Annotated in this window: 25 protein-coding genes and 2 tRNA genes; 14 read left to right on the top strand and 13 right to left on the bottom strand. The window is 51.3% G+C overall.

The window, feature by feature from the left end:
* Positions 1 to 69: 69 nt before the first annotated feature.
* Positions 70 to 1,074: a TAXI family TRAP transporter solute-binding subunit gene (locus BM185_RS04745; RefSeq protein WP_091960112.1), complete on the bottom strand. Its 1,005-nt coding sequence runs from the start codon at positions 1,072 to 1,074 to the stop codon at positions 70 to 72.
* Between the two features lie 17 nt (positions 1,075 to 1,091).
* Positions 1,092 to 1,535: a universal stress protein gene (locus tag BM185_RS04750; protein ID WP_091960114.1), complete on the bottom strand. Its 444-nt coding sequence runs from the start codon at positions 1,533 to 1,535 to the stop codon at positions 1,092 to 1,094.
* Between the two features lie 143 nt (positions 1,536 to 1,678).
* Between BM185_RS04750 and BM185_RS04755 the strand changes: the two genes are divergently transcribed.
* The 8 genes from BM185_RS04755 to BM185_RS04790 all read left to right on the top strand — a co-directional run bounded on the left by BM185_RS04755 (position 1,679) and on the right by BM185_RS04790 (position 9,082).
* On the top strand, positions 1,679 to 2,740 hold the full coding sequence (locus tag BM185_RS04755) for a methyltransferase (RefSeq protein ID WP_091960117.1): 1,062 nt from the start codon (positions 1,679 to 1,681) through the stop codon (positions 2,738 to 2,740).
* Between the two features lie 5 nt (positions 2,741 to 2,745).
* Positions 2,746 to 3,507, top strand: a complete 762-nt coding sequence (cmoA, locus tag BM185_RS04760; RefSeq protein ID WP_091960120.1) for a carboxy-S-adenosyl-L-methionine synthase CmoA — start codon at positions 2,746 to 2,748, stop codon at positions 3,505 to 3,507.
* Positions 3,497 to 4,522, top strand: coding sequence for a tRNA 5-methoxyuridine(34)/uridine 5-oxyacetic acid(34) synthase CmoB (gene cmoB, locus BM185_RS04765; RefSeq protein WP_245751702.1), 1,026 nt, complete (start codon positions 3,497 to 3,499; stop codon positions 4,520 to 4,522). Before cmoA ends, cmoB begins: the two co-directional genes overlap by 11 nt.
* Positions 4,523 to 4,652: 130 nt before the next feature.
* Positions 4,653 to 5,426 carry a ferredoxin--NADP reductase gene (locus tag BM185_RS04770; protein WP_091960125.1) on the top strand — a complete coding sequence of 258 codons (774 nt, stop codon included), beginning with the start codon at positions 4,653 to 4,655 and terminating at the stop codon, positions 5,424 to 5,426.
* Positions 5,427 to 5,523: 97 nt separating this feature from the next.
* On the top strand, positions 5,524 to 5,883 hold the full coding sequence (locus tag BM185_RS04775; protein ID WP_091960127.1) for a c-type cytochrome: 360 nt from the start codon (positions 5,524 to 5,526) through the stop codon (positions 5,881 to 5,883).
* Between the two features lie 12 nt (positions 5,884 to 5,895).
* On the top strand, positions 5,896 to 7,206 hold the full coding sequence (locus tag BM185_RS04780; protein WP_091960130.1) for an NAD(P)/FAD-dependent oxidoreductase: 1,311 nt from the start codon (positions 5,896 to 5,898) through the stop codon (positions 7,204 to 7,206).
* Between the two features lie 15 nt (positions 7,207 to 7,221).
* Positions 7,222 to 8,244, top strand: a complete 1,023-nt coding sequence (locus BM185_RS04785; protein ID WP_218149387.1) for a YeeE/YedE family protein — start codon at positions 7,222 to 7,224, stop codon at positions 8,242 to 8,244.
* A 55-nt stretch (positions 8,245 to 8,299) separates the two neighbouring features.
* Positions 8,300 to 9,082 (top strand): thiosulfate oxidation carrier protein SoxY, encoded by a 783-nt coding sequence (locus BM185_RS04790; RefSeq protein ID WP_143089485.1) that lies wholly within the window; start codon positions 8,300 to 8,302, stop codon positions 9,080 to 9,082.
* Positions 9,083 to 9,106: 24 nt separating this feature from the next.
* Here the strand turns inward: BM185_RS04790 and BM185_RS04795 are convergent, their stop codons facing one another.
* Entirely contained in the window at positions 9,107 to 9,874 is a 768-nt protein-coding gene (locus BM185_RS04795; RefSeq protein ID WP_091960135.1) for a response regulator, read from the bottom strand.
* A 325-nt stretch (positions 9,875 to 10,199) separates the two neighbouring features.
* On the opposite strand from BM185_RS04795, the gene BM185_RS04800 reads away from it, so the two are divergent.
* Positions 10,200 to 10,850 (top strand): hypothetical protein, encoded by a 651-nt coding sequence (locus BM185_RS04800; protein ID WP_218149388.1) that lies wholly within the window; start codon positions 10,200 to 10,202, stop codon positions 10,848 to 10,850.
* A 34-nt stretch (positions 10,851 to 10,884) separates the two neighbouring features.
* Here BM185_RS04800 and BM185_RS04805 read toward each other — a convergent pair whose 3' ends face one another.
* Together BM185_RS04805 and trpB are read right to left on the bottom strand one after the other, a co-directional pair.
* A complete protein-coding gene (locus tag BM185_RS04805; protein WP_177203476.1) occupies positions 10,885 to 12,510 on the bottom strand; it encodes a methyl-accepting chemotaxis protein in 1,626 nt (541 codons plus the stop codon).
* A 124-nt stretch (positions 12,511 to 12,634) separates the two neighbouring features.
* Positions 12,635 to 13,861 carry a tryptophan synthase subunit beta gene (trpB, locus tag BM185_RS04810; protein ID WP_091960146.1) on the bottom strand — a complete coding sequence of 409 codons (1,227 nt, stop codon included), beginning with the start codon at positions 13,859 to 13,861 and terminating at the stop codon, positions 12,635 to 12,637.
* 173 nt (positions 13,862 to 14,034) lie between these two features.
* Here trpB and BM185_RS04815 point away from each other — a divergent pair, with 173 nt between their 5' ends.
* Together BM185_RS04815 and BM185_RS04820 are read left to right on the top strand one after the other, a co-directional pair.
* On the top strand, positions 14,035 to 14,367 hold the full coding sequence (locus BM185_RS04815; protein ID WP_091960148.1) for a DUF3392 domain-containing protein: 333 nt from the start codon (positions 14,035 to 14,037) through the stop codon (positions 14,365 to 14,367).
* A 22-nt stretch (positions 14,368 to 14,389) separates the two neighbouring features.
* Positions 14,390 to 14,878 carry a hypothetical protein gene (locus BM185_RS04820; protein WP_091960151.1) on the top strand — a complete coding sequence of 163 codons (489 nt, stop codon included), beginning with the start codon at positions 14,390 to 14,392 and terminating at the stop codon, positions 14,876 to 14,878.
* On the opposite strand, the gene dnaB is transcribed toward BM185_RS04820, so the two are convergent.
* The 7 genes from dnaB to rnr form a co-directional block, all read right to left on the bottom strand.
* Positions 14,879 to 16,291: a replicative DNA helicase gene (gene dnaB, locus BM185_RS04825; RefSeq protein WP_091960154.1), complete on the bottom strand. Its 1,413-nt coding sequence runs from the start codon at positions 16,289 to 16,291 to the stop codon at positions 14,879 to 14,881.
* Between the two features lie 101 nt (positions 16,292 to 16,392).
* Positions 16,393 to 16,842 (bottom strand): 50S ribosomal protein L9, encoded by a 450-nt coding sequence (gene rplI / locus BM185_RS04830; RefSeq protein WP_091960157.1) that lies wholly within the window; start codon positions 16,840 to 16,842, stop codon positions 16,393 to 16,395.
* Between the two features lie 18 nt (positions 16,843 to 16,860).
* Positions 16,861 to 17,754: a YybS family protein gene (locus BM185_RS04835; RefSeq protein ID WP_091960160.1), complete on the bottom strand. Its 894-nt coding sequence runs from the start codon at positions 17,752 to 17,754 to the stop codon at positions 16,861 to 16,863.
* Positions 17,755 to 17,791: 37 nt separating this feature from the next.
* Positions 17,792 to 18,019 carry a 30S ribosomal protein S18 gene (gene rpsR, locus BM185_RS04840; RefSeq protein WP_091960162.1) on the bottom strand — a complete coding sequence of 76 codons (228 nt, stop codon included), beginning with the start codon at positions 18,017 to 18,019 and terminating at the stop codon, positions 17,792 to 17,794.
* A 23-nt stretch (positions 18,020 to 18,042) separates the two neighbouring features.
* Positions 18,043 to 18,444: a 30S ribosomal protein S6 gene (rpsF, locus tag BM185_RS04845; RefSeq protein ID WP_091960165.1), complete on the bottom strand. Its 402-nt coding sequence runs from the start codon at positions 18,442 to 18,444 to the stop codon at positions 18,043 to 18,045.
* 151 nt (positions 18,445 to 18,595) lie between these two features.
* Positions 18,596 to 19,402 (bottom strand): 23S rRNA (guanosine(2251)-2'-O)-methyltransferase RlmB, encoded by an 807-nt coding sequence (gene rlmB / locus BM185_RS04850; RefSeq protein WP_091960168.1) that lies wholly within the window; start codon positions 19,400 to 19,402, stop codon positions 18,596 to 18,598.
* A gap of 2 nt (positions 19,403 to 19,404) precedes the next feature.
* Complete coding sequence (rnr, locus tag BM185_RS04855; protein ID WP_091960170.1) at positions 19,405 to 21,870, bottom strand: ribonuclease R; 2,466 nt, start codon at positions 21,868 to 21,870, stop codon at positions 19,405 to 19,407.
* 138 nt (positions 21,871 to 22,008) lie between these two features.
* On the opposite strand from rnr, the gene BM185_RS04860 reads away from it, so the two are divergent.
* Together BM185_RS04860 and BM185_RS04865 are read left to right on the top strand one after the other, a co-directional pair.
* Positions 22,009 to 22,095 (top strand) — tRNA-Leu (locus BM185_RS04860).
* A gap of 29 nt (positions 22,096 to 22,124) precedes the next feature.
* Positions 22,125 to 22,211: transfer RNA gene (locus tag BM185_RS04865), tRNA-Leu, on the top strand.
* Between the two features lie 157 nt (positions 22,212 to 22,368).
* Here BM185_RS04865 and BM185_RS04870 read toward each other — a convergent pair.
* Positions 22,369 to 23,793 carry an MBL fold metallo-hydrolase RNA specificity domain-containing protein gene (locus BM185_RS04870; protein ID WP_091960172.1) on the bottom strand — a complete coding sequence of 475 codons (1,425 nt, stop codon included), beginning with the start codon at positions 23,791 to 23,793 and terminating at the stop codon, positions 22,369 to 22,371.
* Positions 23,794 to 23,944: 151 nt separating this feature from the next.
* Here BM185_RS04870 and BM185_RS04875 point away from each other — a divergent pair, with 151 nt between their 5' ends.
* Complete coding sequence (locus BM185_RS04875; protein ID WP_091960175.1) at positions 23,945 to 24,397, top strand: rhodanese-like domain-containing protein; 453 nt, start codon at positions 23,945 to 23,947, stop codon at positions 24,395 to 24,397.
* Positions 24,398 to 24,401 lie beyond the last annotated feature (4 nt).

The raw sequence follows: 24,401 nt of genomic DNA on the forward strand, positions 1-24,401 counted from the left end.
CTGCAAAAAGAAACCCCGCCCTGCTGATGCAAGGTGGGGTTTTTTAATTCAGGTGTGCAGGTCAGTTGTTTAGGGTTCAGGTTCTGCCTCTAGAGGGTAGCCCTGAAACTGCCAGAAGTGACGTGCACCAGGATGCAGAGGAGTCAGTAAGCCTGTTAGCCCTTTTTCCAGTTGGGTTGCCTGGGCAGCTGGGGTCAAATTCTTCAGAACTTCAGTGCCACCTTTCAAGTAAAGGAGATTAAGTGTTTCCAGAACCAGCTCTTGGTCTACATGGACGCCAGCAACCAAAATCGCCATATCTTGAAAGCTGGGTACAGGCTGATCTATTCCTGGATAGGAGCCTGCAGGCAGTAGTGTCTCTGTGTAATAGGGGTGGTCGCTGAAAAAGCGCTGCTGATCATCTTGTGGGTAGGTTTGCAGTAGGCGCACGGGCAGATTCTTAGCCAGGTCGGTCACTGCAGGTGTGGGCAGGCCGGCAAGGATAAAAAGGGCATCGACCTCACCTTTTAGAAGTGCTTCAGCACCATGGGAGTAACCCAGGTAGCGGGGCCTTAGCTCTTGCCAAAGCCCGAGGCTTTGAAAGTAACGCTCTGCAAAGGCTGCTGAACCTGAGCCTATGCCGCCTATGGCCAGGCGCTTGCCTTTTAGGTCTTCCAGCTGGTGGATGTCCGAGTCTCTGGGCACGATAAGCTGGGCAGGCGCTGGGTAGAGGCTGCTGAGGGCCTGGATATTGCGGTAGATACGGGTGTCATTGGTCAGACGCCCCTGGCTGCCCAGATAGAGGTCGGTTGCGTAAACTATTCCGAATTCAGCATCACGGCCATTGATTCTGCGAAGGTTCTCAATGGAGCCTGCGGAAATAAAGGGAAGAACTTCTAGGCGGGGATTACTGTCACTCAGGAAGCTGGATATGCCACGGGCAAAGTGTTCGAAGGTTCCTCCATCCGGTCCCGAAGAAAAGGCCAGACGCTCGGTGCCGGCCAGGGTGGGGGGAGAAACCAGGGGAAGATACAGTAGGCCCGCTACCAGTAGGTGGCGATGTCCTTTGAATCCTTGATAAGCCCTGGTTTGCATGGTCTGTCCTAACGCCTTTAGTCTCTTACTGTTAATACTGGAACCTTGGAGTTACGCACAACTCGCTCAGCGGTTGAACCGACCAGCACCTTTTCAATGCCTGTGCGTCCATGAGTTCCCAGTATAATCAGGTCAGCTTTAATTTTATCAGCTTCTGCAAGGATGTCTTCATAGCCGGTGCCAACCTCGACTTCGGTAGTGACTGGAAAGCTGGCCTTGGCAAAATGGCGATCATGAAAAGCCTGCATGTCTTCTTGTGCATGACGGGTAATTTCAGTGATAAAGGTGTCTATCACATCGGCAGGTATGAAGCGACGACGCTTATCGGCCAGCTCAGTGATGACATGATACAAATGCAGGCGTGCTCCGGTCAGTTGGGCCAGACTCAAGGCTTGATCAACTGCACTGGATGCACCTTCAGAAAAGTCTGTTGCAAAGAGGAGAGTTTTGTATTCAGCCATGATGTTTCCTTATAAGTTTTTAGGTGACGCAGGTAAGTACCCGCTAAAGGTATTAGCAATACTTGTGCCACAGTTTCGACTGGTAATGCGATAGCAAAACCTCTATCTTTAGCGCCCTTTAATCCTAGTGATTGGACTGAGTTATGTCATCTGCAGCTTGCCCAAGGGGGCAGTTACTTCTTCGTCATTTACCAGACTGGCTGGATCAACCGCTGACTTTGATCGCAGCAGCAGCTGATTTTCAGTTGCAACCCTTGGTGACTCCTGGTTTTTTTAACCAAAAAACAAGAGTTTGGACGAGTGATTGGCGCTTGGCTAGCACGGCTCAACGGCTGGATCTGGAAAGCTATTTTATTAGCCAGCAGGCCCCGACAGAGGTGGACGGGCGCTTGGTTTTACTCTGGCCCAAAGCCAAGGGCGAAGGCTACTGGTGGCTACAACAATTGGCAGACCTAGCCATCCAGCAATTTTACCTGTTGGGTGAAAATCAAGGCGGTGTAAAGGCAGCGGCTAAACTCTTGGCAGAGGCTGGTTTGCAGGTCAGTAAACTCGACTCAGCCCGGCGTTGTTCTCTCTATATCGTGCAAGCTACCCAGCCGCTTGGCGAGCTGCTTCCCCTTCAGCCTGCAACCACCTGGCTGGAAGGTCCGGCTGGACTGCAGCTATTTAATCAACCCGGTGTGTTCAGTCAAAACAAAGTCGATGAAGGCTCAGCCCTGTTACTGGAAACGCTTGAGCGTGAAGTGAGCCAGTTGCCGTCCACGGGCAAGCTGCTGGACCTGGGTTGCGGTACGGGGTTGTTGGGTGCCTGGTTTTTAAGTCAACGGCCCGCTTGGCAGCTGCTGGCAACGGATGTCAATGGCTTTGCTCTCTTGGCGACACGCAAAACGCTGGAGGCGAATGGCTTGCAAGGCCAGTGCCTGGCTGCCGATGTCTATACCGGCCTAGATGATGCCTGCGCTCCCGCCAGTCTAGACTTGATCCTTAGTAACCCACCTTTTCATACCGGACGCGGAACTGATTATGGCCCCGCTGAGCGCTTGATAAAGCAGGCCCCAGCTTGGTTGAAACCGGGGGGAGAGCTAAGAATCGTTGCCAACCGCTTTTTACCCTATCCCGATTTACTGGATGCCGCTTTTGGCAGCTTTACCCGCTTGGCTGAAACAGGCAAATTTACTGTTTATCAGGCCAGAAAAACCAGGTAATACTGATGAGTTCAAAAACTTCGCCACCCAGAGACGCCCTTTTTGCCAACCCCTTGGACCAGCTGGCCAGCTTTACTTTTGATGAGCAGGTGGCCAGAGTTTTTCCCGATATGATCAAGCGCTCGGTGCCTGGTTATTCGCAAATTCTGGGTATGGCGGGTGTGATTGCCCGCCGCTATGTGCCTGAAGGTGGCCGTATTTATGATTTGGGTGCTTCTCTAGGGGCCAGTACCCTGAGTGTTGCCCAGCAGCTGGATGATTTGCAGGAGCTGGACATTATTGCCGTGGATTCTTCAGCAGCTATGAATCAACGTTGCCGTGAGCTGTTAGCGGAGAAGCTACCGGCCAGAAAAGTTGAAGTCTGCTGTGCGGATATCCGCACACTTAAGTATCAGCCTTGTGATTTAATCATGATTAATTTCACGCTTCAGTTTTTACCCGCCGAAGACCGGCAGCCTCTGCTGGATAGGCTCTATGCTAGCTTACGTCCCGGTGGCGCTCTCTTGCTGAGTGAAAAAGTACACTTTACCGATCAGCGCCGGTCTCAGCTGTTGTACGAGTTGCATCATGATTTTAAACGGGCTAATGGCTATTCCGATATGGAAATCAGTCAAAAGCGCACCGCTCTGGAGGATGTGTTGCGAACCGATACTGCTGAAGAACATCTATTGCGCTTGCAGCAGGCCGGTTTTGGCTTTTCAACCCAATGGTTTCAATACCTGAATTTTGCTTCTTTCCTGGCAATTAAGGGGAGAGATGATGAGTGAACCGGATTTTTCAGCCGTATTCCGTTTGCTGGCTGAAGAGGGGCGTGAGCGACCTGGCCTGCACCAATGGCTTGCTTTACTGCCTGGGCAGTTAAAAGAAGCTCTGGACCCAAAACGTTTCCCGGAATTTAATGGTTGGTGGCAAAGGGTCAAGCAATTGCCCGAGATAGAGACCTCCCAATTTAACCTGCAAACGGCTGCCATCACAGCCACTCAAGGGCTTAAAACCGATGGTCAGCCGTTGGGAGAAGGAGAAAAAAATCAGATTGCAGGCCTGCTTAAGGGGTTAATGCCCTGGCGGAAGGGGCCTTTTGATTTGCATGGCACCTATATCGATACTGAGTGGCGCTCTGATTTTAAATGGGATCGACTGCGTCCTCATCTAGGTCGACTGGAAGGCCGCAAAATTCTCGATGTCGGTGGAGGCAGTGGTTACCACGCTTGGCGCTTGGCCGGAGAGGGCGCAGCCTTTACTCTCTGTATCGACCCCTCGCCGCGTTTTTATGCCCAGTTTGAAGCGGTTAAAAAGCTTTTGGGAACTCAGGGTTTGCCCGAAGTGTATCACCTGCCCGTGGGGATTGAGGCCCTGCCGGATCAGCTGGCAGCCTTTGACTGGGTGCTTTCCATGGGGGTTTTATATCACAGGCGCTCGCCTATTGATCACCTGCTGGAACTCAAGTCGGCGCTAAGGCCTGGGGGCGAACTGGTCCTGGAAACTCTGGTCATAGAAGGTGATGAGCAAGCCGTTTTGATCCCTGAAGACCGCTATGCGGCTATGCGCAATGTCTGGTTTTTGCCTTCGGTTAAAGCCCTTGAACTTTGGCTGCGCCGTGCTGGGTTTACGAATATACGCTGTGTTAGCCAAGAAAAAACCACAACTGAAGAACAGCGGGCAACGGACTGGATGACCTTTCAATCCTTAGCCGACTTTCTTGATTCAGAGAACCCGGATTTGACTCGGGAAGGCTATCCAGCACCGGTGAGAGCAGTCTTGCTTGCTGAAAAGCCTGACTGAATTTTTGTTTTTGGTTATATCTGAATAACTTTTTATAGAATAAGGGTATAAAAACAAAAGATTTAACCTCCGGGTGGCAAACCTCTAGAATACCCGATTAAATTACTCGGCCACAGTTGAGAGGTCATCTATGAGCAAGTTCTATGCTGAAGAAGTTACCAGCGTACATCACTGGACAGAAAGCCTGTTCAGCTTTACTACCACCCGTAGCGACGGCCTGAGATTTAAAAACGGCCAGTTTGTGATGATAGGTTTGGAGGTGAGTGGTAAGCCCTTGATGCGTGCTTACAGCATTGCCAGCCCCAACTATGGTGAGCAGCTGGAGTTTTTCAGCATTAAGGTGCCTGATGGTCCCCTGACTTCACGCCTGCAACACTTGCAGGAGGGTGATCAGATTATGATCAGCAAAAAGCCAACCGGGACTCTGGTGCTCGATGATCTGCTGCCTGGACGTCATCTCTACCTGTTTAGTACGGGAACAGGCTTGGCACCCTTTTTGAGTGTTATTCAAGACCCGGATACCTACGAGCGTTTTGAAAAGATTATTCTTGTTCATGGGGTTCGCTGGAAAAAAGACCTGGCCTATCAAGAGTTCCTGACTGAAGAACTGCCCAATCACGAGTACCTGAGTGAGGAAATCAAAGAGAAACTCATCTACTATCCTTGTGTGACTCGTGAAGATTTTGTTCACCGGGGGCGGATTACTGAGTTGGCCGCAACAGGTCAGCTGGCAAGCGATCTGGGCCTGCCTGAACTCAACCCTGAGACGGACCGGGCAATGATTTGTGGTAGTCCCAATATGCTGAGAGACCTCAGTAAGATGCTGGATGACCGGGGTTTCAAGATCTCCCCGCGTATGGGTGATCCAGGTGACTATGTGATTGAAAGGGCTTTTGTTGATTAATGGAATAACGGCATAACTATTTATTCTTTTTGGTTACTAGCTACCTGGACTAAAGTAGTCGCATCTGATACTTCGATCATCAGCAAGGCAGGCTCTTATGTTCAGCAAAAAAACCAAAAAAATACTGAATTCAGTACCTAACCACCTAAAAACAGGGTTCTATGCTCTGGTTTTAGGTGGTTTTTTAATTTCTAGTGCTCAAGCTGAAGGTTTCAGCCAGCGGCAAGTTGAAGTCATGGCTGGCTCCTGCGCCAATTGTCACGGCACCGAAGGTCGACTGGCAGGCGTGGTGCCTGCCATTGCCAAGCGACCAGCCGGTGTTCTTGAAGCTCAACTGTTAGCGTTTAAGCGCGATGAAGAGCCAAGAGCCACTGTTATGGATCGCATTGCCAAGGGGTACACTGAAGAGGAGCTACGCGCTCTGGCCCACTACTTTGCCAACCTGGATAACAAATAAGGAAAAGCCAAAATGAGCGAAGAAAATAAAACACTGAGTCGTCGTAGCCTACTGAAAGGTGTCGGTGCTGCCAGCTTGCTGCCTATTTTATCCGCCTGTGGTGCAACAGCTGTCTCCAAGGGTACGGCCGGGCATGTAGTGGTTGTTGGGGGTGGTTTCGGTGGTGCTACCGCAGCGAAATACATCAAGCGTGGTAACCCTGCCATAGCGGTCACTCTGATTGAACCGAAAAAAACCTTTTATACCTGCCCCTTCTCTAACCTGGTACTGGCTGGTGAGCGTTCACTCGATTCGATTGGTCATAATTATCAGGAATTGAAAGAAGTGTACGGTGTTGAAGTGGTTCACGCCTATGCTGAAGATGTTGATCCCGTTGCTCACACAGTCCGACTATCCACAGGCTCGACCTTGAAATATGATCGCCTGGTGCTGTCACCCGGTATCGATATTCGTTGGGATGCTTTGGAAGGCTATGACCAGGCCGCTGCGGAGCTGGCTCCTCATGCTTGGCAGGCAGGCGAACAAACCCGCTTACTGAGACGCCAACTGGAAGCCATGGACGATGGTGACACCTTCATTTTGTCGGCTCCAGCTAATCCTTTCCGCTGTCCACCTGGCCCCTATGAGCGTGCTAGTCTGATTGCCCACTATTTCAGTCAACATAAGCCGCGCTCCAAGGTGCTGATTTTGGATTCCAAGGATAACTTCTCCAAACAGGGGTTGTTTACCTCGGCCTGGCAGGAAGTCTATGGCGACCGCATTGAGTGGGTAGGACTTTCCGGCGATGGCAAGGTGGTTCGTGTTGATGCGCAAAAGCGTGAAGTTGAAACTGAGTTTGGTACCCGCCATAAGGCTGGGGTTCTAAACGTGGTTCCGCCTCAAAAAGCAGGAAAAATTGCTGAGCGTGCCGGGGTAACTAATTCCAGCGGCTGGGTGCCTGTCAATCCACGCACTTTTGAAGCGGAGCTGGCGGCAGATATCTACGTTGTGGGTGACGCTACCGTTGCTGCGCCCATGCCCAAATCAGGCTTTGCGGCCAACGCTCAGGGTAAGGTCGCTGCGGCAGCAATCGTGGCCTCTTTGGAAGGAACTTCAACGGTCGACCCTCATTGGGCCAATACCTGCTACAGCTTGATTAATCCTGATTATGGTATTTCAGTGGCGGGCGTTTACCGCTTGGAAAATAACGAAATTGTTAGTCCCCAAGGCTCGGGTGGCTTGAGTGCCAGTGATGCGGATGGCTGGGTAAGACGTGCCGAAGCAGAATATGCAGTAGGCTGGTATAATGCCATCAGTCAGGATACCTGGGGCACACGTCTGTAACTTGGATAAACTTTGATGTACGACTGGTACTTGGATCTGCTGGATAATCACCAGCTGCTGGTACTCTGGTCAACGGCTCTACTGGGTTTGAGTTTTGGTGCTCTTGCCCAGTGGAGTCGTTTCTGTTTGTTGCGAGGCTTGGTTGAGGCCTGTCAGCAGCAGAGTTACCAGAAACTGCGGTTGTTTGTACTTGCTCTGGCCTTTGCATTACTGGGCAGCCAGTTTTTGGTGTGGCAAGGCATCGTTGATCTGCAGGCTTCGATCTATGTTCAATCAACACCACCGCTGCTTGCCCTGCTTTTAGGGGGAGTCCTCTTTGGCTATGGTATGGCCCTTGCCAATGCCTGTGGTGCGCGCAGTCTGGTACTCCTTGCCAGTGGCAATCTGCGTTCAGTGGTTACCCTCTTTGCACTCGCTTTGGCGGCTGGAATGACTCTTTCCGGTCTCTTGGCGCCAGTGCGCATCTATTTGGAAGATTTGACCCGAGTAGAACTACCCTTTGCCCAGCTGCCTGCCTGGATGACTTTACCCCTGGTCGCTGTTGCCCTGGCCTGGGTTTTAAAGTCAGATCAATTTCGTCGCTCACCCAAACAACTGTTGGCGGGTGCTTTGATTGGGCTTTTGGTGCCTGCTGGCTGGTGGATTACCGGTTATCTGGGTGCTGATGACTTTGAGCCCGTCCGCTTGGCCTCGATGACTTTTGTGGCTCCAGTAACGGAAACTCAGCAGTATCTTCAGTTGTCTACAGGAACACGCCTAAGCTTTGGGGTGGTTCTGGTTGCTGGTGTTTTGGCCGGTGCCTTGTTGAGAGCCTTGTTGGGCCGAGAGTTTGCCTGGCAGGGTTTTGAGTCAATATCCCAATTACAAGGCTCCCTTGTTGGTGGTTTGCTAATGGGCTTTGGTGGTGTTCTGGCTCTGGGTTGTAGCCTGGGCCAGGGGCTGACCGGAGTTTCAACGCTGGCCCTGGCCAGTATGGTTGCTTTGGTAGGCATTCTTTTCGGTGCTTGGCTGAAAATTCGTTTGGCAGCCAGGGCTTAAGTTTCTTTAGCTGGCCTCGGGATGGGTCTTTAAGTCAATTCTTGTGGAGTCCTCTGTGTTCAACTATTTGCTGCGTTTTTTTTGGGTGACTAGCATCACCTTGATCCTGTCACCTTTGGTTCTGGCGAGTAGCTGGCAGTCTTTTGAGCCAGTTAAGAAGTTCTTGGATGGCAGCCAGCCTGCTACCTCAGGTCTCAAACTGGATCTCCCCCTGGTTTCTGAAGATGGCTCTTCCGTGGCTTTGGAAGTCAGTTTTGAGGGGCAGTTGAAGTCAGGGGATCAGCTTGAATCCATTCATGTTTTTTCAACAGGTAACCCTAATCCTGAAATTATTGAGTTCCACTTTATGGACCCACGGGTTTTGCCAAAAGTGGCAACCCGAGTCAGGTTGAATGAAACTCAGACAGTCATTGCAGTGGCCAAAAGCCGGGAAGGCGCCACCTGGGTGACAGAGCGGGAAGTCAGAGTGACTGTCAGTGGCTGTTTGATGAGAAGTGATGAAGATGCTGAAGCAGGCATGCAAAATCCACGCATTGCTTTACCTCGCCGTATGTCAGCAGGCCAGGCGCTGGATGTGCGCACTTTGATCAACCATCCGATGGAAACCGGGTTGCGTGAAGATGCCCAAGGTAAGTTGATTGATCAAAACCTGATAGAGGCGTTTCGTCTGCAATTGGGTGGAGAAACAGTCTTCCGTGCTGGTTTGCACACAGGTACTGCTGCCAACCCTTATATCCGTGTTCAATTAAAGCTAGATACTTCTACCCCTGCGGTCTTCAGCTGGAAAGACCAACAGGGCCAGGAAGTCCAAGAAGAGCGCGAGTTTCAGCTGCGCTAGAGTTACTTAAAGCCGAAGGCTTGCTTAGCTGACGGCTTTTTCTTCACGGTTGGCAATTCGCCGTGTGGCCTCTATATAGTCAACCAGCTGGGTGCGCACCGTGCCTTCCATCGGCATAAAGCGAGTGGCGATACGTATTTCTTCCACCCTTGATGGGTGGGCAGGGTCAGCCTCTAGCCGGATAACCTGGCAAGGCAGAAGAATTTCCTCTTCTGTATGTGGCATGTAGACTTTGACTTCCATGCGATCAAAGATGGTGATATCGCGTACCTCTTCATGGTTGCACATGGTCAGCAGGCCGGATAAGGATATATCAATCATATCGCTATCAACCGGCTGCTTGTTGGCAAACTTCAATTGAGCCTTTTGGCCACGGGATGCCTTGATGCGCTCGGCATTGCGTCTTTCCATGCGTCCACGGGCTAGAAACACCTTCTCGACCAGCTTTTTGGCGGTAAAGGGTTTGATGACAAAGGAGGTGACGCCCAGCTGTACGGCAGTGACCAGGGAATCCCGGTCACCCTTGGAGGTAATCATGATGAAAGGCAGGTGGGCTGTTTGGGGGTCTTTGCGAACTGCAGCGAGCAGCTCATCCCCTGCCATGACTGGCATTTCCCAGTCACAAAAGATCCAATCAATTTCAGGGTGTTGTTTAAGCATCCTGAGCGCTTCCTTGCCATCAGCTGCTTCATGGATTTCCTTGCAATAAAGGCGATCACGAAGCACATTGATAATTGCATTACGAGCTGTTGCCGAATCATCAACGACAAGAACAATGTCTTTTTCAAGCATCGGAATAGTATCCATGACCAGGAAGAAATCTTGACTCTCTAGTCTAAAGGGGTTTATCGAAAAATTACAGAGACTCAGGTCACAAATCACCCTTTTGGAGTGGATATTTGGTAAAATATCCTTTCCGGGTGTAGTGTCATCCTGGTCAGTAGTTCCAGCCGTGTAGGAAGTTCCGGAGTACCCAGAAATGGCTTCAGAAATCACTTTTCGACTTCGAGAAACGCAGCGCTTTCTTGTTGCAATTCTGTCAAGTCAAGACGGCCGAAAGTTTTTGGTCAACCACTTGTTGAATAGCCTCGTTCTAGCAATCCTGGTGTTAGTTGCCTTGTCTCTAGCATTGTTCGGACTTTTCCAGGGGATGATTCTAGGACGAAGAACCCTGGTTCTGAGTTTAGGCATGCTAGTGACCTTGTTGGTAGTGGTCCCTTTGGCAACCATGCCATTTTTCTCTTTCAAAGATGTTATCAACCGTTGTGTGAGCTTTTTCAACCAGCGGGGGTTGTTTATGCATCTTAGCGACCATGTTTTTTACCGGCAAACCGCCAAGGGTGATATCTCACTGCACCTGGCTAAAGCGCATGCTGTGTTGACTGAAAAGCATCGTTTGCTCGCTGATAAAGCCGAGATTCCTCAGAATATCAGTCGTCAGCTTTCTTTTTCCCTGGGCCGCTCTATTCGTGATGCTGTGCGCTTGTCAAAGCAACTAGTGAGTAGCGGTAGCTTGAAAAGAGATCAGAAGATTGTTGGCGCCACCTATGGTTACCTCTTTGGGGCAGCCAAGAGCAAGCTGAAGCTTCAGCGTCATGAGCCGAAGCGTTTTTCACGCCTGGTCAGTGGAATTTTTTATCGCTTTGGTGCGCTACATGCGGTGTTTATGTACTTTATCATCCATGACAAGCTGCCTCCTTCCTTTGATCCTGTCTATTTTATGGCAACCGTTGGTGATGTCATCGGTAGCAAAACCCTCAAAGGTTAAAGCTGGCCCGGCTTAATAGCCGGGCTGACTTCTTCTAGTCAAGTTTGAAACCTTCCACCAGCTCTTCCAGATGGTCTGCTAACTTGACCAGGTCATCACTGACTTGTGAGGACTTGCGTGCATCAGCAGAGGTTTGCTGGGCAATGGTGCCTATGTGACTGACTTGGGTATTAACCCTGCCAGCAACTTCCTGCTGCTCTTCTGCAGCATTGGCTAATTGTGCGTTGAGGGTGCTGATGTTGCTGACAGCATCGGCAATATGGCTCAGGGACTTACCAACCTGTTCGACATCACTCACACTCTTGTGGGCACTTTCCTGAGCGGTTTCCATCATGCTTACGGCACCCTTGGCTTCTTCCTGTAGGCGATCTATGGTGCGGCGGACCTCTTGAGTGGCTTCATGGGTACGGTTGGCAAGGGATCTAACTTCATCGGCAACTACGGCAAAACCGCGACCACTTTCACCCGCTCTGGCTGCTTCTATAGCCGCATTCAACGCCAGCAGGTTGGTCTGTTCAGCAATCCCAGTGATAATCTCCAGTACTTTGCCAACATCATCGCTATAGTGATCCAGAGCCTGAATAACCTCTGAGGCCTTGCTGATATGTTCGGTCAGTTGGTGAATGCCTGCAATCGAAGCTTGGGTAACCGTGCGGCTGGAGCTGGCTTCATTGTTAGCTTCGCTGGAAGCATGGGAGGTGCGCTGGGCATGTTCACGTGCCTGCTGTGCACTGGCTTGCATCTGCTCCATGGCGCTGGCCATTTGTTCAGTTTCACTGTGTTGGGCATTAACGGCGCTGACGGTTTCTTCAGCAACTGATGAAATGGTGTGGGCGGAATTCTTAAGTGTACGGGTTGTCGCCGCAACCTGTTTGATGCTGGCAGCAAAGCGGTCGAGCATGGAGTTGAAATTGGAAGCCAGGCTGCCTATTTCATCATTGCTGCTGATACCCCGAACACGGACACTTAAATCAGAGTTTTCCTCTACATTGCGCATGGTCCGACGAATACGGCGCAGGGGACGGAGAATCAGGCGATAAACAACCCAGGATATCAGCAGTAGCCCGGCGACAAAAAGCAGGGACTGAATGCCACCTAATTGCAAGAGGTTAAGGTTGATGCGTCTATCCAAATCCGAGAGGTTGTAACTGAGTCGGATGGCTCCCAGGAGTTCGCCCTTGGTTCCGACATGACAGGTCATGCAATTGGTGCCCCGGTAATCCGTTTCATTAAAGACAGGACGCAGCACCGTCATGATACGTCCTTCATCTGTTGAACGGATTTCCTGAATGGCTTCACCTCTGAGTGCACGCTGATCCAGCTCATCCACTGGCTGGTCAATATCAGCTGCTTCGCCAAAGAATTGGATAACTGGGTCTGCTCTGAGCACTCTTGCTTCAGTCATACCTGGCTGGCTGAGTACCTTTTCCCGATGAACTTCGCGAAACTGGGCCAGGGTACCGGTAAGCATCATGATATTCAGGGTATCCAGATAGGTGTCTGCCATATCCTGGACATTCTGGTACATGGTTTCCTCGACCATGGCTCTTTCACTCCGGATAGTGAAAAGCATGGATGCAATCATAACCAGCAGCAGAACTGCAAGCAGGGCCGCATTAACCTTGGTCTGAATCGAGGTGTTGGCCAGCCACTTATTCATTCTTTTTCTCCACCTTCTTGATGCCAGCTGCCTGGATACAGACAGCATAATTTTTTCATTTTACTGCCTGGAAGGCAGAAGAACCTTGATCCAGGGCAGCTGGCACGAGGCTAGATTTTAGTGCTCAAAGTTTCAGCTTATCGGCAACGAAATCAGCGTCCTTGTCACCCCGGCCTGACAGGTTGACCAGCACCTGAGTTTCACTGCCCAGGTTCTTGGCTTCCTGCATGACCCAGGCCAGAGCATGGGCGGACTCCAGAGCGGGGATGATGCCTTCCAGCTGGGAAAGTTTCATGAAAGCATCCAGACAGCCGTCATCATTGATTGCATGGTATTCAGCCCGGCCAAGATCTTTAAGATAGCTATGATGGGGCCCTACTGAAGGATAGTCGAGTCCAGAGGCAATGGAGTAAACAGGATCGGGTTGACCTTCCTTGTCCTGCAGCATATAGGAATGAAAACCGTGCATGGTGCCAGGAGTACCATAGGTTAGGGTGGCAGCATGCTCGCCTTTGCCCAGGCCATTGCCGGAGGGTTCCACACCAACCAGTTTAACTTGTTCATCATCCAGAAAGCCCGAGAAAAGTCCCATGGCGTTGGAGCCGCCGCCGACGCAGGCAACAACATAGTCAGGCAGTTTGCCAGTCATTTCCGGGAACTGCTGACGGGCTTCGCGGCCAATAATGGATTGAAAATCACGGACCATCATTGGGAAGGGGTGAGGTCCAACAACTGAACCTATGGCATAAAAATAGTTGTCTGGGTCTTTCAAGTATTCTTCAAAAGCACTGTCAACCGCATCTTTAAGTGTGCGGGTTCCTGTTTCAACACTAATCAGCTTGGCGCCAAGGATTTTCATTTTGACAACATTGGGGTGTTCTTTGGCGACATCGATAGCCCCCATGTGGATTTCACACGGCAAGCCAACCAGGGCACAAGCGGTTGCCATGGCGACACCATGTTGGCCTGCACCCGTTTCAGCAATGACCTTGCTTTTACCCATATGCTTGGCAAGCAGGGCTTCACCCAGAGCATGATTGATTTTGTGGGCACCGGTATGGTTAAGGTCTTCCCGCTTAAGGTAGATCTTGGCACCACCACAGGCCTCGGTCAGCCGTTTGGCAAAATAGATAGGGCTGGGGCGTCCCACATAGTGTTGATAAAGCTGGGTTAGTTCATCTTGGTAGGCCTGAGTTTCCCGAATCTGTAAATAGGCAGCGGCTATCTCATCCATGATGACTTTGAGGTGAGGGGGAATGGCCTGACCACCGTAGGGTCCAAAAAAACCTTCCGCATCAGGAAGCATGTGAGCGCTGGCTAATTTATTTGAATTATTGGTTGTGTGAGTCATGGGTCCAGAAGCCTTACCTTGTTCTTTATGGGGTTAATCCTGAGGAAGCTACTCTAACCCGACTGGGAGTAACCTCCAATACCTAGGAGTAACAAAATGACATCGATGGAAGTTGCACTTAGGTTGTGGATGCTTATCATGCATCAGTTATGTCAACCAGTGAGAAACTTTGAATGGATATTATCAATGAAATTCTGATACGTTCAGGCTACTGGACGTTTTCGCACATCAACAGCATTGCTCTGGCTCTGGTGGCGACCCTCTTGGTTATTTATGGGGATAATTTGAACCGTCTGGTCAAGAAACAATTAAGGCCCTACCCCAAGCTGGTCCGTATTCTGGGCTTTGTGCTTATGTGTGCCTTTGGCTATGGTGCACTAACCGTCTTGTTTACGCCGGTCTTGGCGAACTGGTTGGCACTGGTTCCTGTTAAATGGGTGGGTCCGCTAGTGGTGGCTCTCTTCTTTCTGGTGGGCTGGCTGGCTGAAAACAAACGCCAGGTTTAGGGCTACTTAGGCTGGGTGGTATATGAATTCGACAGATAATGAAAAAACGAGGCTGGTGTCCAGAGGAGGCGAGAACTCGCCTTGGCAGTTTTGGCAATATTGTCAGCCTCTAACTGGCGAATTTCACCTTTATGCTTTCCAGCCAGAGCTAGCTGGAGTCTCTAGCAGCAAAGCTCTTCATTTGGGCGCATTTAACGACACGGCCAACCTGGCTGTGCAGAAATCTCGCTTTCTTGAAGAGCCTAAAACCTGTGTTGCCCTGGAACTGGATGCTAAAGAATTTGCGGCTTGGCTGGAAAACCCGGAAGCAAATCAGCAGCCTGAATTTGTCGGCTATTTCGGCAGCCCGTGGAGTGGTTATGGTATCAAACGGGTGGAGGAGCACCAGGTGGAAGTCATTTATGCTGCAGACAGAAGATATGAATGGATCGGTGTTTTTACCCAGGCCGAGGCCTTCGCCTGGATCGAACTGGACTATGATCGCCGGCGCAGGCGCTGCGTGATATGTTGATCAGTCGCTATAGATGATGCCAGCTTCACGGTATTGAGCCAGACTTTCAGGTGCCAGGTTTTCAAAACGTGTGAAGTGGCCGGTAAAGAGTAGGTGCACGCTCCCTACAGGACCATTACGCTGTTTGCCGATAATAATTTCTGCAAGCCCTTTATTATCCGGGTTTTCTGGATGATAAACCTCATCCCGATAAACAAAGGCGATGACATCCGCATCCTGCTCAATCGCCCCTGATTCACGCAAATCCGACATGATGGGGCGTTTATTGGTTCGCTGCTCCAGACCCCGGTTAAGCTGCGAAAGGGCCACCACAGGACAGCTGAATTCTTTGGCAAGGGCTTTGAGTGAGCGTGAAATTTCCGAGATTTCATTGGTCCGGTTTTCGGAATTTCCAGGAACCCGCATCAACTGAAGATAGTCGACCATGATCAGAGCAGGGTTGCAGTCCTGCTCCCGAACCAGGCGGCGGGTACGGGTCCGCATATCATTGGGTGAAAGACCGGGAGTATCATCAATAAACAGCTTGGTGTCTTTGATCAGGCGCACTGTTGAAGTGATGCGATCCCAATCTTCATCTTCCAGGTTGCCGGTGCGTAAACGGTTTTGTTCAACCCGGCCCAGCGAAGAAACAATACGCATCATCAGCTGGGAAGAGGGCATCTCCATGGAAAAGACCAGAACGGGTTTGCCCGTATGAACAGCAGCATTTTCTACCAGGTTCATGGCAAAAGTGGTTTTACCCATCGAAGGACGCCCGGCGACGATGACCAGATCGGCTGGCTGCAGGCCTGAGGTCATTTCATCCAGGTCTGTAAAGCCCGTGGGTAGCCCGGTAATCCCGGTGGAGTTGATATCCAGGGTTTCCAGCATTTCCACAACATTGCTGGCGATGTCGGTAATATGCTGAGGACCGCCGAATTTGGGTCTTTCTTCTGCGATCTTAAAGACCTGCTGTTCTGCTTCATTGAGCAGTTCATCCGTGTTGCGTCCCTGGGGGTGAAAGGCGGCTTCAGCAATACGGTTTGCGGCTTCAATCAAGCGCCTTCTTACCGAGCGGTCGCGAACGATTTCGGCATAAGCCCGAATATTGCTGGCGCTGGGTGTGTTTCTGCCCAGCTCATAAAGGTAGGCCGTCCCACCAATGGATTCTAAAAGACCCAGCTCTTTCAAGCTGTTACTAAGAATCAGGGGGTCAAAAGGGGTTAGCTTTTCATTCAGGTCACGCATGACCCGAAAGATGAGCTGGTGAGGCTTAAGATAAAAATCCGTTTCGACCAGTAGCTCAGCTACGGCATCCATGGAGGCATTATCAAGCAGCAAGCCACCTAATACTGACTGTTCTGCTTCCCGCGAATGGGGAGGCATTTTGACCTGAGCGGTTTCTTTGTCAGTGCTGGCTTCCGGGCTGGACATGGCCGCAACTCCATAGGATCAATCAAAAAAGGCACAGGGTGAGCCCGTGCCTTGGATTTTACCAGGGGCCTCAAAAGAGCAGGCCCCTAACGTTGTTGATTTTACTCAGCAACAACAGCGACACGTAGTAGGCTTTCTACTTCTGGGTGCAGCTGAACCAGAATTTCGTATTCGCCAGTCATGCGCAGAGGGCCTTCTGGCAGACGAATTTCGCTTTTGTTCAGCTCAATACCAGCAGCGACAGCCGCTTCGGCCAGGTCACGAGGACCAATAGAACCGAATAGCTTGCCTTCGTCACCCGCTTTGGAGGCCAGAGTGATTCTTTCCAGGCCTTCCAGCTGAGCTTTACGTGCTTCGGCAGTCGCCAGACGCTCAGCAGACGCTTTTTCCAGTTCAGCGCGGCGCTGTTCAAACATTTCACGGTTTTCTTTGGTCGCAGGAACGGCTTTGCCTTGTGGAATCAGGTAGTTACGGCCATAGCCGTTTTTTACGCTGACTTCATCACCCAGGGCGCCAAGTTTACCAATTTTTTCCAATAGAATGACTTGCATGTTTATATCCTCTAGACGTTAGGCGTCCCCGTCATCACCCTTATCAGCGGGTGGGGGAGGGGGCGCCAGTCGTTGACGAAAGTTCATCAGACTGTCCGCCATGGCGATCAGCACCAAAAGAACGCTCAAGTAAGGCAGGGCAAATAAAAGCAGTACATACAACATGCCCAGCCAGAAGGTGTTGTATTGCTTGATGGCTACAACCCAGTGAATCAGGGCCAAACCAGCGATTAACAAAGGAACAAAGAGCAGTGGAACCAGTGGTAGCAGCAGTTGGATACCTAGAGCAACAGCCAGGATGACAACACCAAAAGCGATCGGGAACCAGCTGGGCATTCTCAGCTGGTGAAACTCTTCTTGAAAACCGCCTGGGTTGTAAAGCAGGGCTTGCCACCAGCGGGCCAGAAATAGGCTGATGAAGATCAACAGTATTTGTACTGCTGTGATAACACCATTCAGCAGCAGGGACATTAAGCCCATCACCTGCTGTTGGTCGCTGGCGCTAAGTTCATCAAACTGCACCAAGCCGCCCTGATTGACGAGTACCTGGATGAAATGTTCCTGGATATCGTCGGGTAGCCATTGGTAGCCCAGAGCCACCAAACTGCCCAGACCCATGCCGGCCAGGAGAACCTGGGGCCAGTTTTGGGTCTGCCGCAGAATTTCGGCAAGCAGGGCAGTTCCTAGCAGAAGCAGTAGTAGGTCAGGATTGTTTTGTGCAAAGAGGTAATAAACCCCTGGCAAACTGACCCAGAAAAGCAGGTAGAGCCCTTCGTGCCGCCCCATTCTCAACCAGACGAGTGCCAGGATGGCACCGCTGATCAGGGACAGGACGGGTAAAAAGGCAGTCAGCACAGCCGCGCCTGCGGCCCTGCTGCGGCTTTTCATGACAAATTCTGCAAAAAAACGCATGCTTGTCTGCTCTCAGGGGTGTTCCCTGTTGTTGGACTTACTCGTGGCTATCCGAAAAGGGTAGCAGGGCCAGGTAACGAGCACGCTTGATGGCGGTTGACAGCTGACGCTGATACTTGGCCTTGGTGCCGGTAATGCGGCTGGGAACGATTTTGCCAGTTTCGGTGATGTAGCCTTTCAGCAGATCGATATCTTTGTAGTCGATTTGCTTGATGCCTTCAGCAGTGAAACGACAGAACTTACGACGACGGAAAAAACGAGCCATTTTGCTTCTCCTGATATTCGGGTTTATTCAGCAGTGTCTTCAGAAGTTTGTTCTTCAGACTCTTCTTGACGAGTGTCACGATCATCGCGGCGACGGTCTTCACGCGATTCGCTGGCTTTCATAGGAGAAGGCTCAGTGACAGCTTCGTTCATACGAACAATCAGATTGCGGATAACGGCATCGTTGTAACGGAAAATTTCTTCCAGTTCGCTGATTACGTTTTCAGGGCACTCAAGGTTCATCAGAACATAGTGGGCCTTGGTAATCTTGTCGATAGGGTAAGCCAGGTGGCGGCGGCCCCAGTCTTCCAGACGATGAACCTGACCTTGGTTTTCAGTAACCAGGCCTGTGTAACGCTCGATCATTGCAGGCACTTGCTCGCTCTGATCAGGGTGAACCATGAAAACGATTTCATAATGACGCATGGAATGCTCCTTACGGGTTAATAGCCTTTTACAGCGGCTGCGTGCAGCCTGAAGCAAAAAGCAAGGAGGAAACTGCTAGTGCTGGATAACAGGATGGAGCCTGTTACTGTCCGGGTCAATTTCCAAAAGTACCCCAGACAAGCGCGGCATTCTAACCTGTCGGGCCTGCCTGGGGCAAGCGCTGACGTACGGCTTCATAAAGGACGATGCCGGAAGCAACGGAGACATTAAGACTGGAAACCTCCCCGGCCATCGGCAGGTGAACCAGTTGATCGCAGTGTTCCCGGGTCAACCGGCGCATCCCTTTGCCTTCAGCACCCATCACCAGGGCGAGGGGGCGGTCCAGATCGGCCTCGTAAACTGAAAGCTTGGCTTCACCCGCTGTGCCCAGAATCCAGACTCCATAGTCAGCCAGGCTGCGCAGGGTGCGAGCCAGGTTGGTGACTTGAATCAGGGGCAGGGTTTCAGCAGCACCACAGGCGACCTTGCGGACAGTGGCATTCAGGCCTGCGGACTTGTCTTTGGGAAGAACCAGGGCATCGGCACCGGCTGCTTCGGCGGTACGCAGACAGGCCCCCAGGTTATGGGGGTCCGTCACGCCATCCAGTATTAGCAGTAGGGGAGCTTTTTCAGCTTGCTCTAAAAGGGTTTCCAACTCGGTTTCATTGCCCGCTTGGCGGGGCTGTGCCCAGGCGAGAATGCCCTGGTGAGCGCCGCTTGCCTGCTGGTCAAGTTCTTCGCGGGTCTTGGTGGCCACTTCCAGCCCCTGGGCTTGAGCCAGCTCAAGCAGGGGTTGCATTCGGGCATCCAGACGCCCTTCCATCACCCAGAGGCTAAAAACCTGCTGTGGGCGGTGTTTAAGGAGGCTGGTGACCGCATGCAGACCAAAGACTGCAACCTGGCCGTTTTCGGTTAGGTTCTTTTTGTTGGGCTTACGCCTGAATGCTGGTTTTGACATGCTTAGTCTTTCTTAGCCTTTTTCTTTTTTTCGCGTTCTTTTTTACCGGGTCTTTTTTTACGTTTGCTGCCTGCTTCCTTGTTTTTGTCTTTATCCTTTTTCTTTTTGGTTTTTTTCTTGCCGGGTGCTTCGGGCTCCAGGGCAACTTGAGGTTCGCTGGTGACGACCGGACTGACCGGCTGACGTTTTGGCTGACGCTGCCTGGGTTGGCGTGCCGGTGTGGGTAGGCTTTCTGTTAGATCAAAATCAATCTTACGGTCATCCAAGTCAACTCGTGAGACGATGACTTCAACCTGATCGCCCAGACGCCAGCTGCGGCCACTGCGTTCACCGCGCAGTCGCTGTTTTTCTGGTTCAAAGCGATAGTAGTCACCCGGCAGGGAGCTGATATGCACCAGGCCTTCGACAAAGAAATCATTCAGCTCAATAAAGAGGCCAAAGCCGACGACTGAAGCGACCCGGCCCATAAAGACTTCGCCGACATGGGCTGAAAGGAATTCACATTTCAGCCAGTCAGTGACATCCCGAACGGCTTCATCAGCTCTTCTTTCAGCCATGGAGCAGTGTTCGCCCAGCTCCAACATCTGCTGAGGGGTGTAAGGCAGCCACTTTTGCAGGCTTTCTTTGGGAGTGGAGTCCAGACGTTTGACGTTAGTGGTTTGCTTATCACTTCTTAGCAGGCCGCGAATGGCACGGTGAATCAGTAAGTCTGGGTAGCGACGTATCGGAGAGGTAAAGTGGGCATAGGCGGGATAGGCCAGACCAAAGTGCCCTTCATTGACGGGTGTGTAAACCGCCTGGCGCATGGACCTGAGCATCATGGTTTGAATGATGTCTGCATCGGCCCGACCACGAATGGTTTCAAAGACATCCTGGTAGTCTTGAGGGGTGGGTTTGTCGCCACCACCCAGATGAATACCCAGCTCACCCAGGAAGGCACGCAGAGTTTCCAAGCGTTCCGCCTTGGGACCTTCATGGACGCGATAGAGCCCGGCCAGTTGGTGTTTTTCCAGAAAACGTGCTGTCGCCACGTTGGCAGCCAGCATGCATTCCTCAATGATTTTGTGAGCATCATTACGGACAACGGGCACGATTTTTTCAATTTTGCGGTCCGCACCAAAGACGATGCGGGTTTCGCGGGTTTCAAAATCGATCGCACCGCGCTGATCTCTTTCTGCACGCAGAGCTTTGTAGAGATTGTGGAGCTCATAAAGTCCAGGCAGCAGTTTTGAATGATGCTCATAGAGGTATTGAGCGGTATCTGACTCAGGCTCATCCAGAAGGGCGCCAACCTGTGTATAGGTGAGCCTTGCCTGTGAGCGCATGACAGCTTCATAGAATTTATAACGGGTCAGCTTACCGTCCTTGCTGATGTTCATTTCACAGACCATGCACAGACGGTCAACATCAGGGTTCAAAGAGCAGAGGCCATTGGAAAGGGCTTCAGGCAGCATGGGAATCACCTGCCCGGGAAAATAAACCGAAGTGGCTCTTTTGCGTGCTTCCCGATCCAGGGGTGAATCAACCCGGACATAGTGGGAGACATCAGCAATGGCAACCCAAAGTTTCCAACCGCCGGTGGTGCTTTTTTGGCAGTAGACCGCATCATCAAAATCCCTGGCATCTTCACCATCAATGGTGACCAGGGGGAGGTTGCGCAGATCAACACGATTCTGTTTGTCTTCTTCGAGAACCTTGCTACTCAAGGCATTGGCTTCACGAGTGACTTCATCGGGCCAGGTGAAGGGGAGGTCGTAGCTACGCAGGGCAACTTCGATTTCCATGCCCGGTGACATGAAATCACCCAGAATTTCAACCACACGACCAGCAACCTTCTTGCGCGGTGCCGGGTGCTCCAGAATTTCCACCTGAACCATCTCACCTTCACTGGCCCCCATTAACTGATCGGGTGGAATCAGGACTTCGTGATGAAGGGAGGGGTTCTCAGGAATCACTAGGGCAAAACCGCTGGATTGAAATTTCAGGCGGCCGACCAGTTGTGTGACCCCTCTTTCGAGGATTTCGACAATAATGCCTTCCCGGCGACCACGGCCATCTTTGCCATCTTCACGGACCAGTACCAGATCGCCATCCCAAACTTTACGGATTTGTTTGTTGTGCAAAAACAAATCACCGCCACCCCCTTCAGGAATCAGGAAGCCAAAGCCATCACGATGCGTTTGTACACGGCCTTTGATCAAATCCAGCTTGCTGATCAGGGCATAGGCCCCACGGCGATTGGAAAAAAGCTGGTTATCTCTTGCCATGGCAATCAGTCGACGCCGGAGTGCTTCAATTGAATCCTCGTCGGTCATGCCATAGGCGGCGCAGAGCTGCTCATGAGTCATGGGCCGCCCGGCTTCTTCAAGACACTGGAGGAGATATTCGCGGCTGGGAACCGGGTTGTCATAGGTGCCGGCTTCCCTGAGTGCTTGAGGGTCTTTTTCCAAAGGCCAGATTGCTGTCATGCTGGGCTTCCTTCTCGCTTAAAATAGAGGCAAAATGTTTTTTGCAGTGATTTGAGTCTAACATGTTGATGGCGATAAAAAGATTAAAAAGAGCTTGCACAGAAAAATTTAACTTGTAGAATACGCAGCCGTTGAGTTGCCCAGGTGGCGGAATTGGTAGACGCGCTGGTTTCAGGTATCAGTGACCGAAAGGTCGTGGAAGTTCGAGTCTTCTCCTGGGCACCATCACTCAACACCGCAGGTTATCACTTTAAGCCCAGGTGGCGGAATTGGTAGACGCGCTGGTTTCAGGTATCAGTGACCGAAAGGTCGTGGAAGTTCGAGTCTTCTCCTGGGCACCATCGAAGTGAAACCTTGCAGCCTTCCCAAGTAGTCCATTCCCCCTTATTTTTAATATTTAAGCGTCCTAAAACTATTGCTTGAGCCCTGTGTTTAGCTACCAGTCAGACTCGGTGTTTTACTTTTTTCTGACTGGCAGCTGCTGAGAAGCAGGCCGTTTTACGAGCCTTTGCTTAGCGGCGCAAAAGGGTCCAGTAAATCCAGACGATCACCCGCTTCAGGCGCACGTGCCTGGGTCCAGGGCTTAATGGCTTCAATCAAGGCCTGTTGGGCTTCTTCTTCGCCGTGAACCAGCAACAGCGGCGGTGAATCTTCAAGTTGCCGATACCATTCAATCAAACCCTGCTGGTCAGCATGGGCAGAAAAGCCATTGATGGTATGAATTTTGGCTGCTACTTCGATTTCCTCGCCCCAAAGTTTAATGGTTTTGACGCCTTCGATCAGGCGACGCCCCAGAGTATTTCTGGCCTGAAAGCCAACAAAAACCAAGTGGGTGCTTTCACGCCAGACATGGTTTTTTAGATGATGGCGAATTCGTCCCCCTTCGCACATGCCGCTGCCGGCAATAATAATCGCACCTTCCTTGTGCTTGTTAATTTCCATCGATTCTTCTGGCGAGCGGGTGATGGTCAGGTTGGGTAGCAGGTTTTTGTACTGGTGTTTCTGCCAAAGCTTGCGAGTTTCAGCATCGTAAAGGTCACTGTGATGCGAATAGACTTCCGTGGCTTCAATGGCCATGGGGCTGTCCAGGAAAATCTGCCAGTTGTGCATTTCCCATTCTTTATAATGCTTGGCAAAGAGATACAGCAACTCCTGGGTGCGTCCGACAGCAAAGGCAGGAATCAGCAGGTTACCGCCGCCTTCGCGGGCTTTTTTCAGAACCTCGGCCATTTCCTGAAAGCTTTCTTCCCAACTGCGGTGGCAGCGACCACCATAGGTGCTTTCCATCAAGACAACATCAGCCTGATGTAAGAAGGTTGGGTTACGGAGTATGGGTGCCCCGGCATGGCCCAGGTCACCGGTGAAGAGGATGCGCCTTTGATGGCCCTGGCCGTCATCGACATCCAGCTGCACGATGGAGGAACCCAGTATGTGCCCGGCATCAAAGAGGGTTGCGGTTACTCCCTCAGCAACCTGCAGGCTGCTTTCATAATCCATACCACGAAAATGCCTCAGGGCTTTTTCAGCATCTTCTTTAGTGAACAGGGGCTCTATGGGTGGCAGGTGTTTGCGTTCACGCTTGCGGTTTTGGGTAAAGGCATCCCGCTCATTAATATGCGCTGCATCCATATACATCACCCGGCACATCTCCTGGCAGGCGCGCTGGGTGTAAATCTTGCCCTTAAAACCCTGTTTGACCAGCAGCGGAATACGGCCACAGTGATCCAGGTGGGAATGGCTCAGCACTACAGCATCAATACTGGCCGGGTCGAAAGGAAAATCGGCGGCATTTTCCTCGCCATCTTTTGCTTTGCCACCGCCTTGAACCAGCCCGCAATCCAGGAGGACTCGGCTGCGACCAATTTCAACCAGGTGACAGGAACCGGTGACTTCCTGAGCCGCGCCTAAAAATTCAATATGCATTTCTGCTCCTTAGCTAACAGTGCTTTCATTTTTATAGCATGTATCACAGAAGCTGAAGCGGCAAGTGGTAATCAGGTGGCTGCTCACCTGCCCCTAGAGCTGCTAAACTTGAAAGACTTATATCTTCTGGGGTTTTGGCTGGGTGCTTACTATGCGTTTAATTCTTGCTGTTGTTTTCGTAGGCTTTTTTGCCTTGCAGGCTAAGGCGGAAGTAACTTCTATCTATCCTGACCAGGCGTTTTTGGATTCAGGTGTGGCTTTGGTTGATATACGCACCTCTTCAGAATGGCAGGAAACCGGACTGGCCGAAGGCGCCCTGCCACTGACCTTCTTTGATGAACAGGGACAATACGATGCCCGGACTTTTCTTGAGCAGCTTGAAAAGCATGTCAGTAAAGAGGAACCTCTGGCGATTATTTGTCGAAGTGGGAATCGCACCAGTGCCATCAGCGATTTTTTAAGTCAGCAGGGCTATCAGGTGATCAACCTTGAAGGTGGAATGAACCATCTATTGGCTCAGGGTTATCAGCCGGTTCCTCTGGAAACCCGATTGGCCGAGTTAAAAGCAGCAGGTAGTTGTGTCCCTGATCTCCAGGGGTGCTAAGGGC

The sequence above is a fragment of the Marinospirillum celere genome (assembly GCF_900112235.1).
GTDB classification, from domain to species: Bacteria; Pseudomonadota; Gammaproteobacteria; order Pseudomonadales; family Halomonadaceae; genus Marinospirillum; species Marinospirillum celere.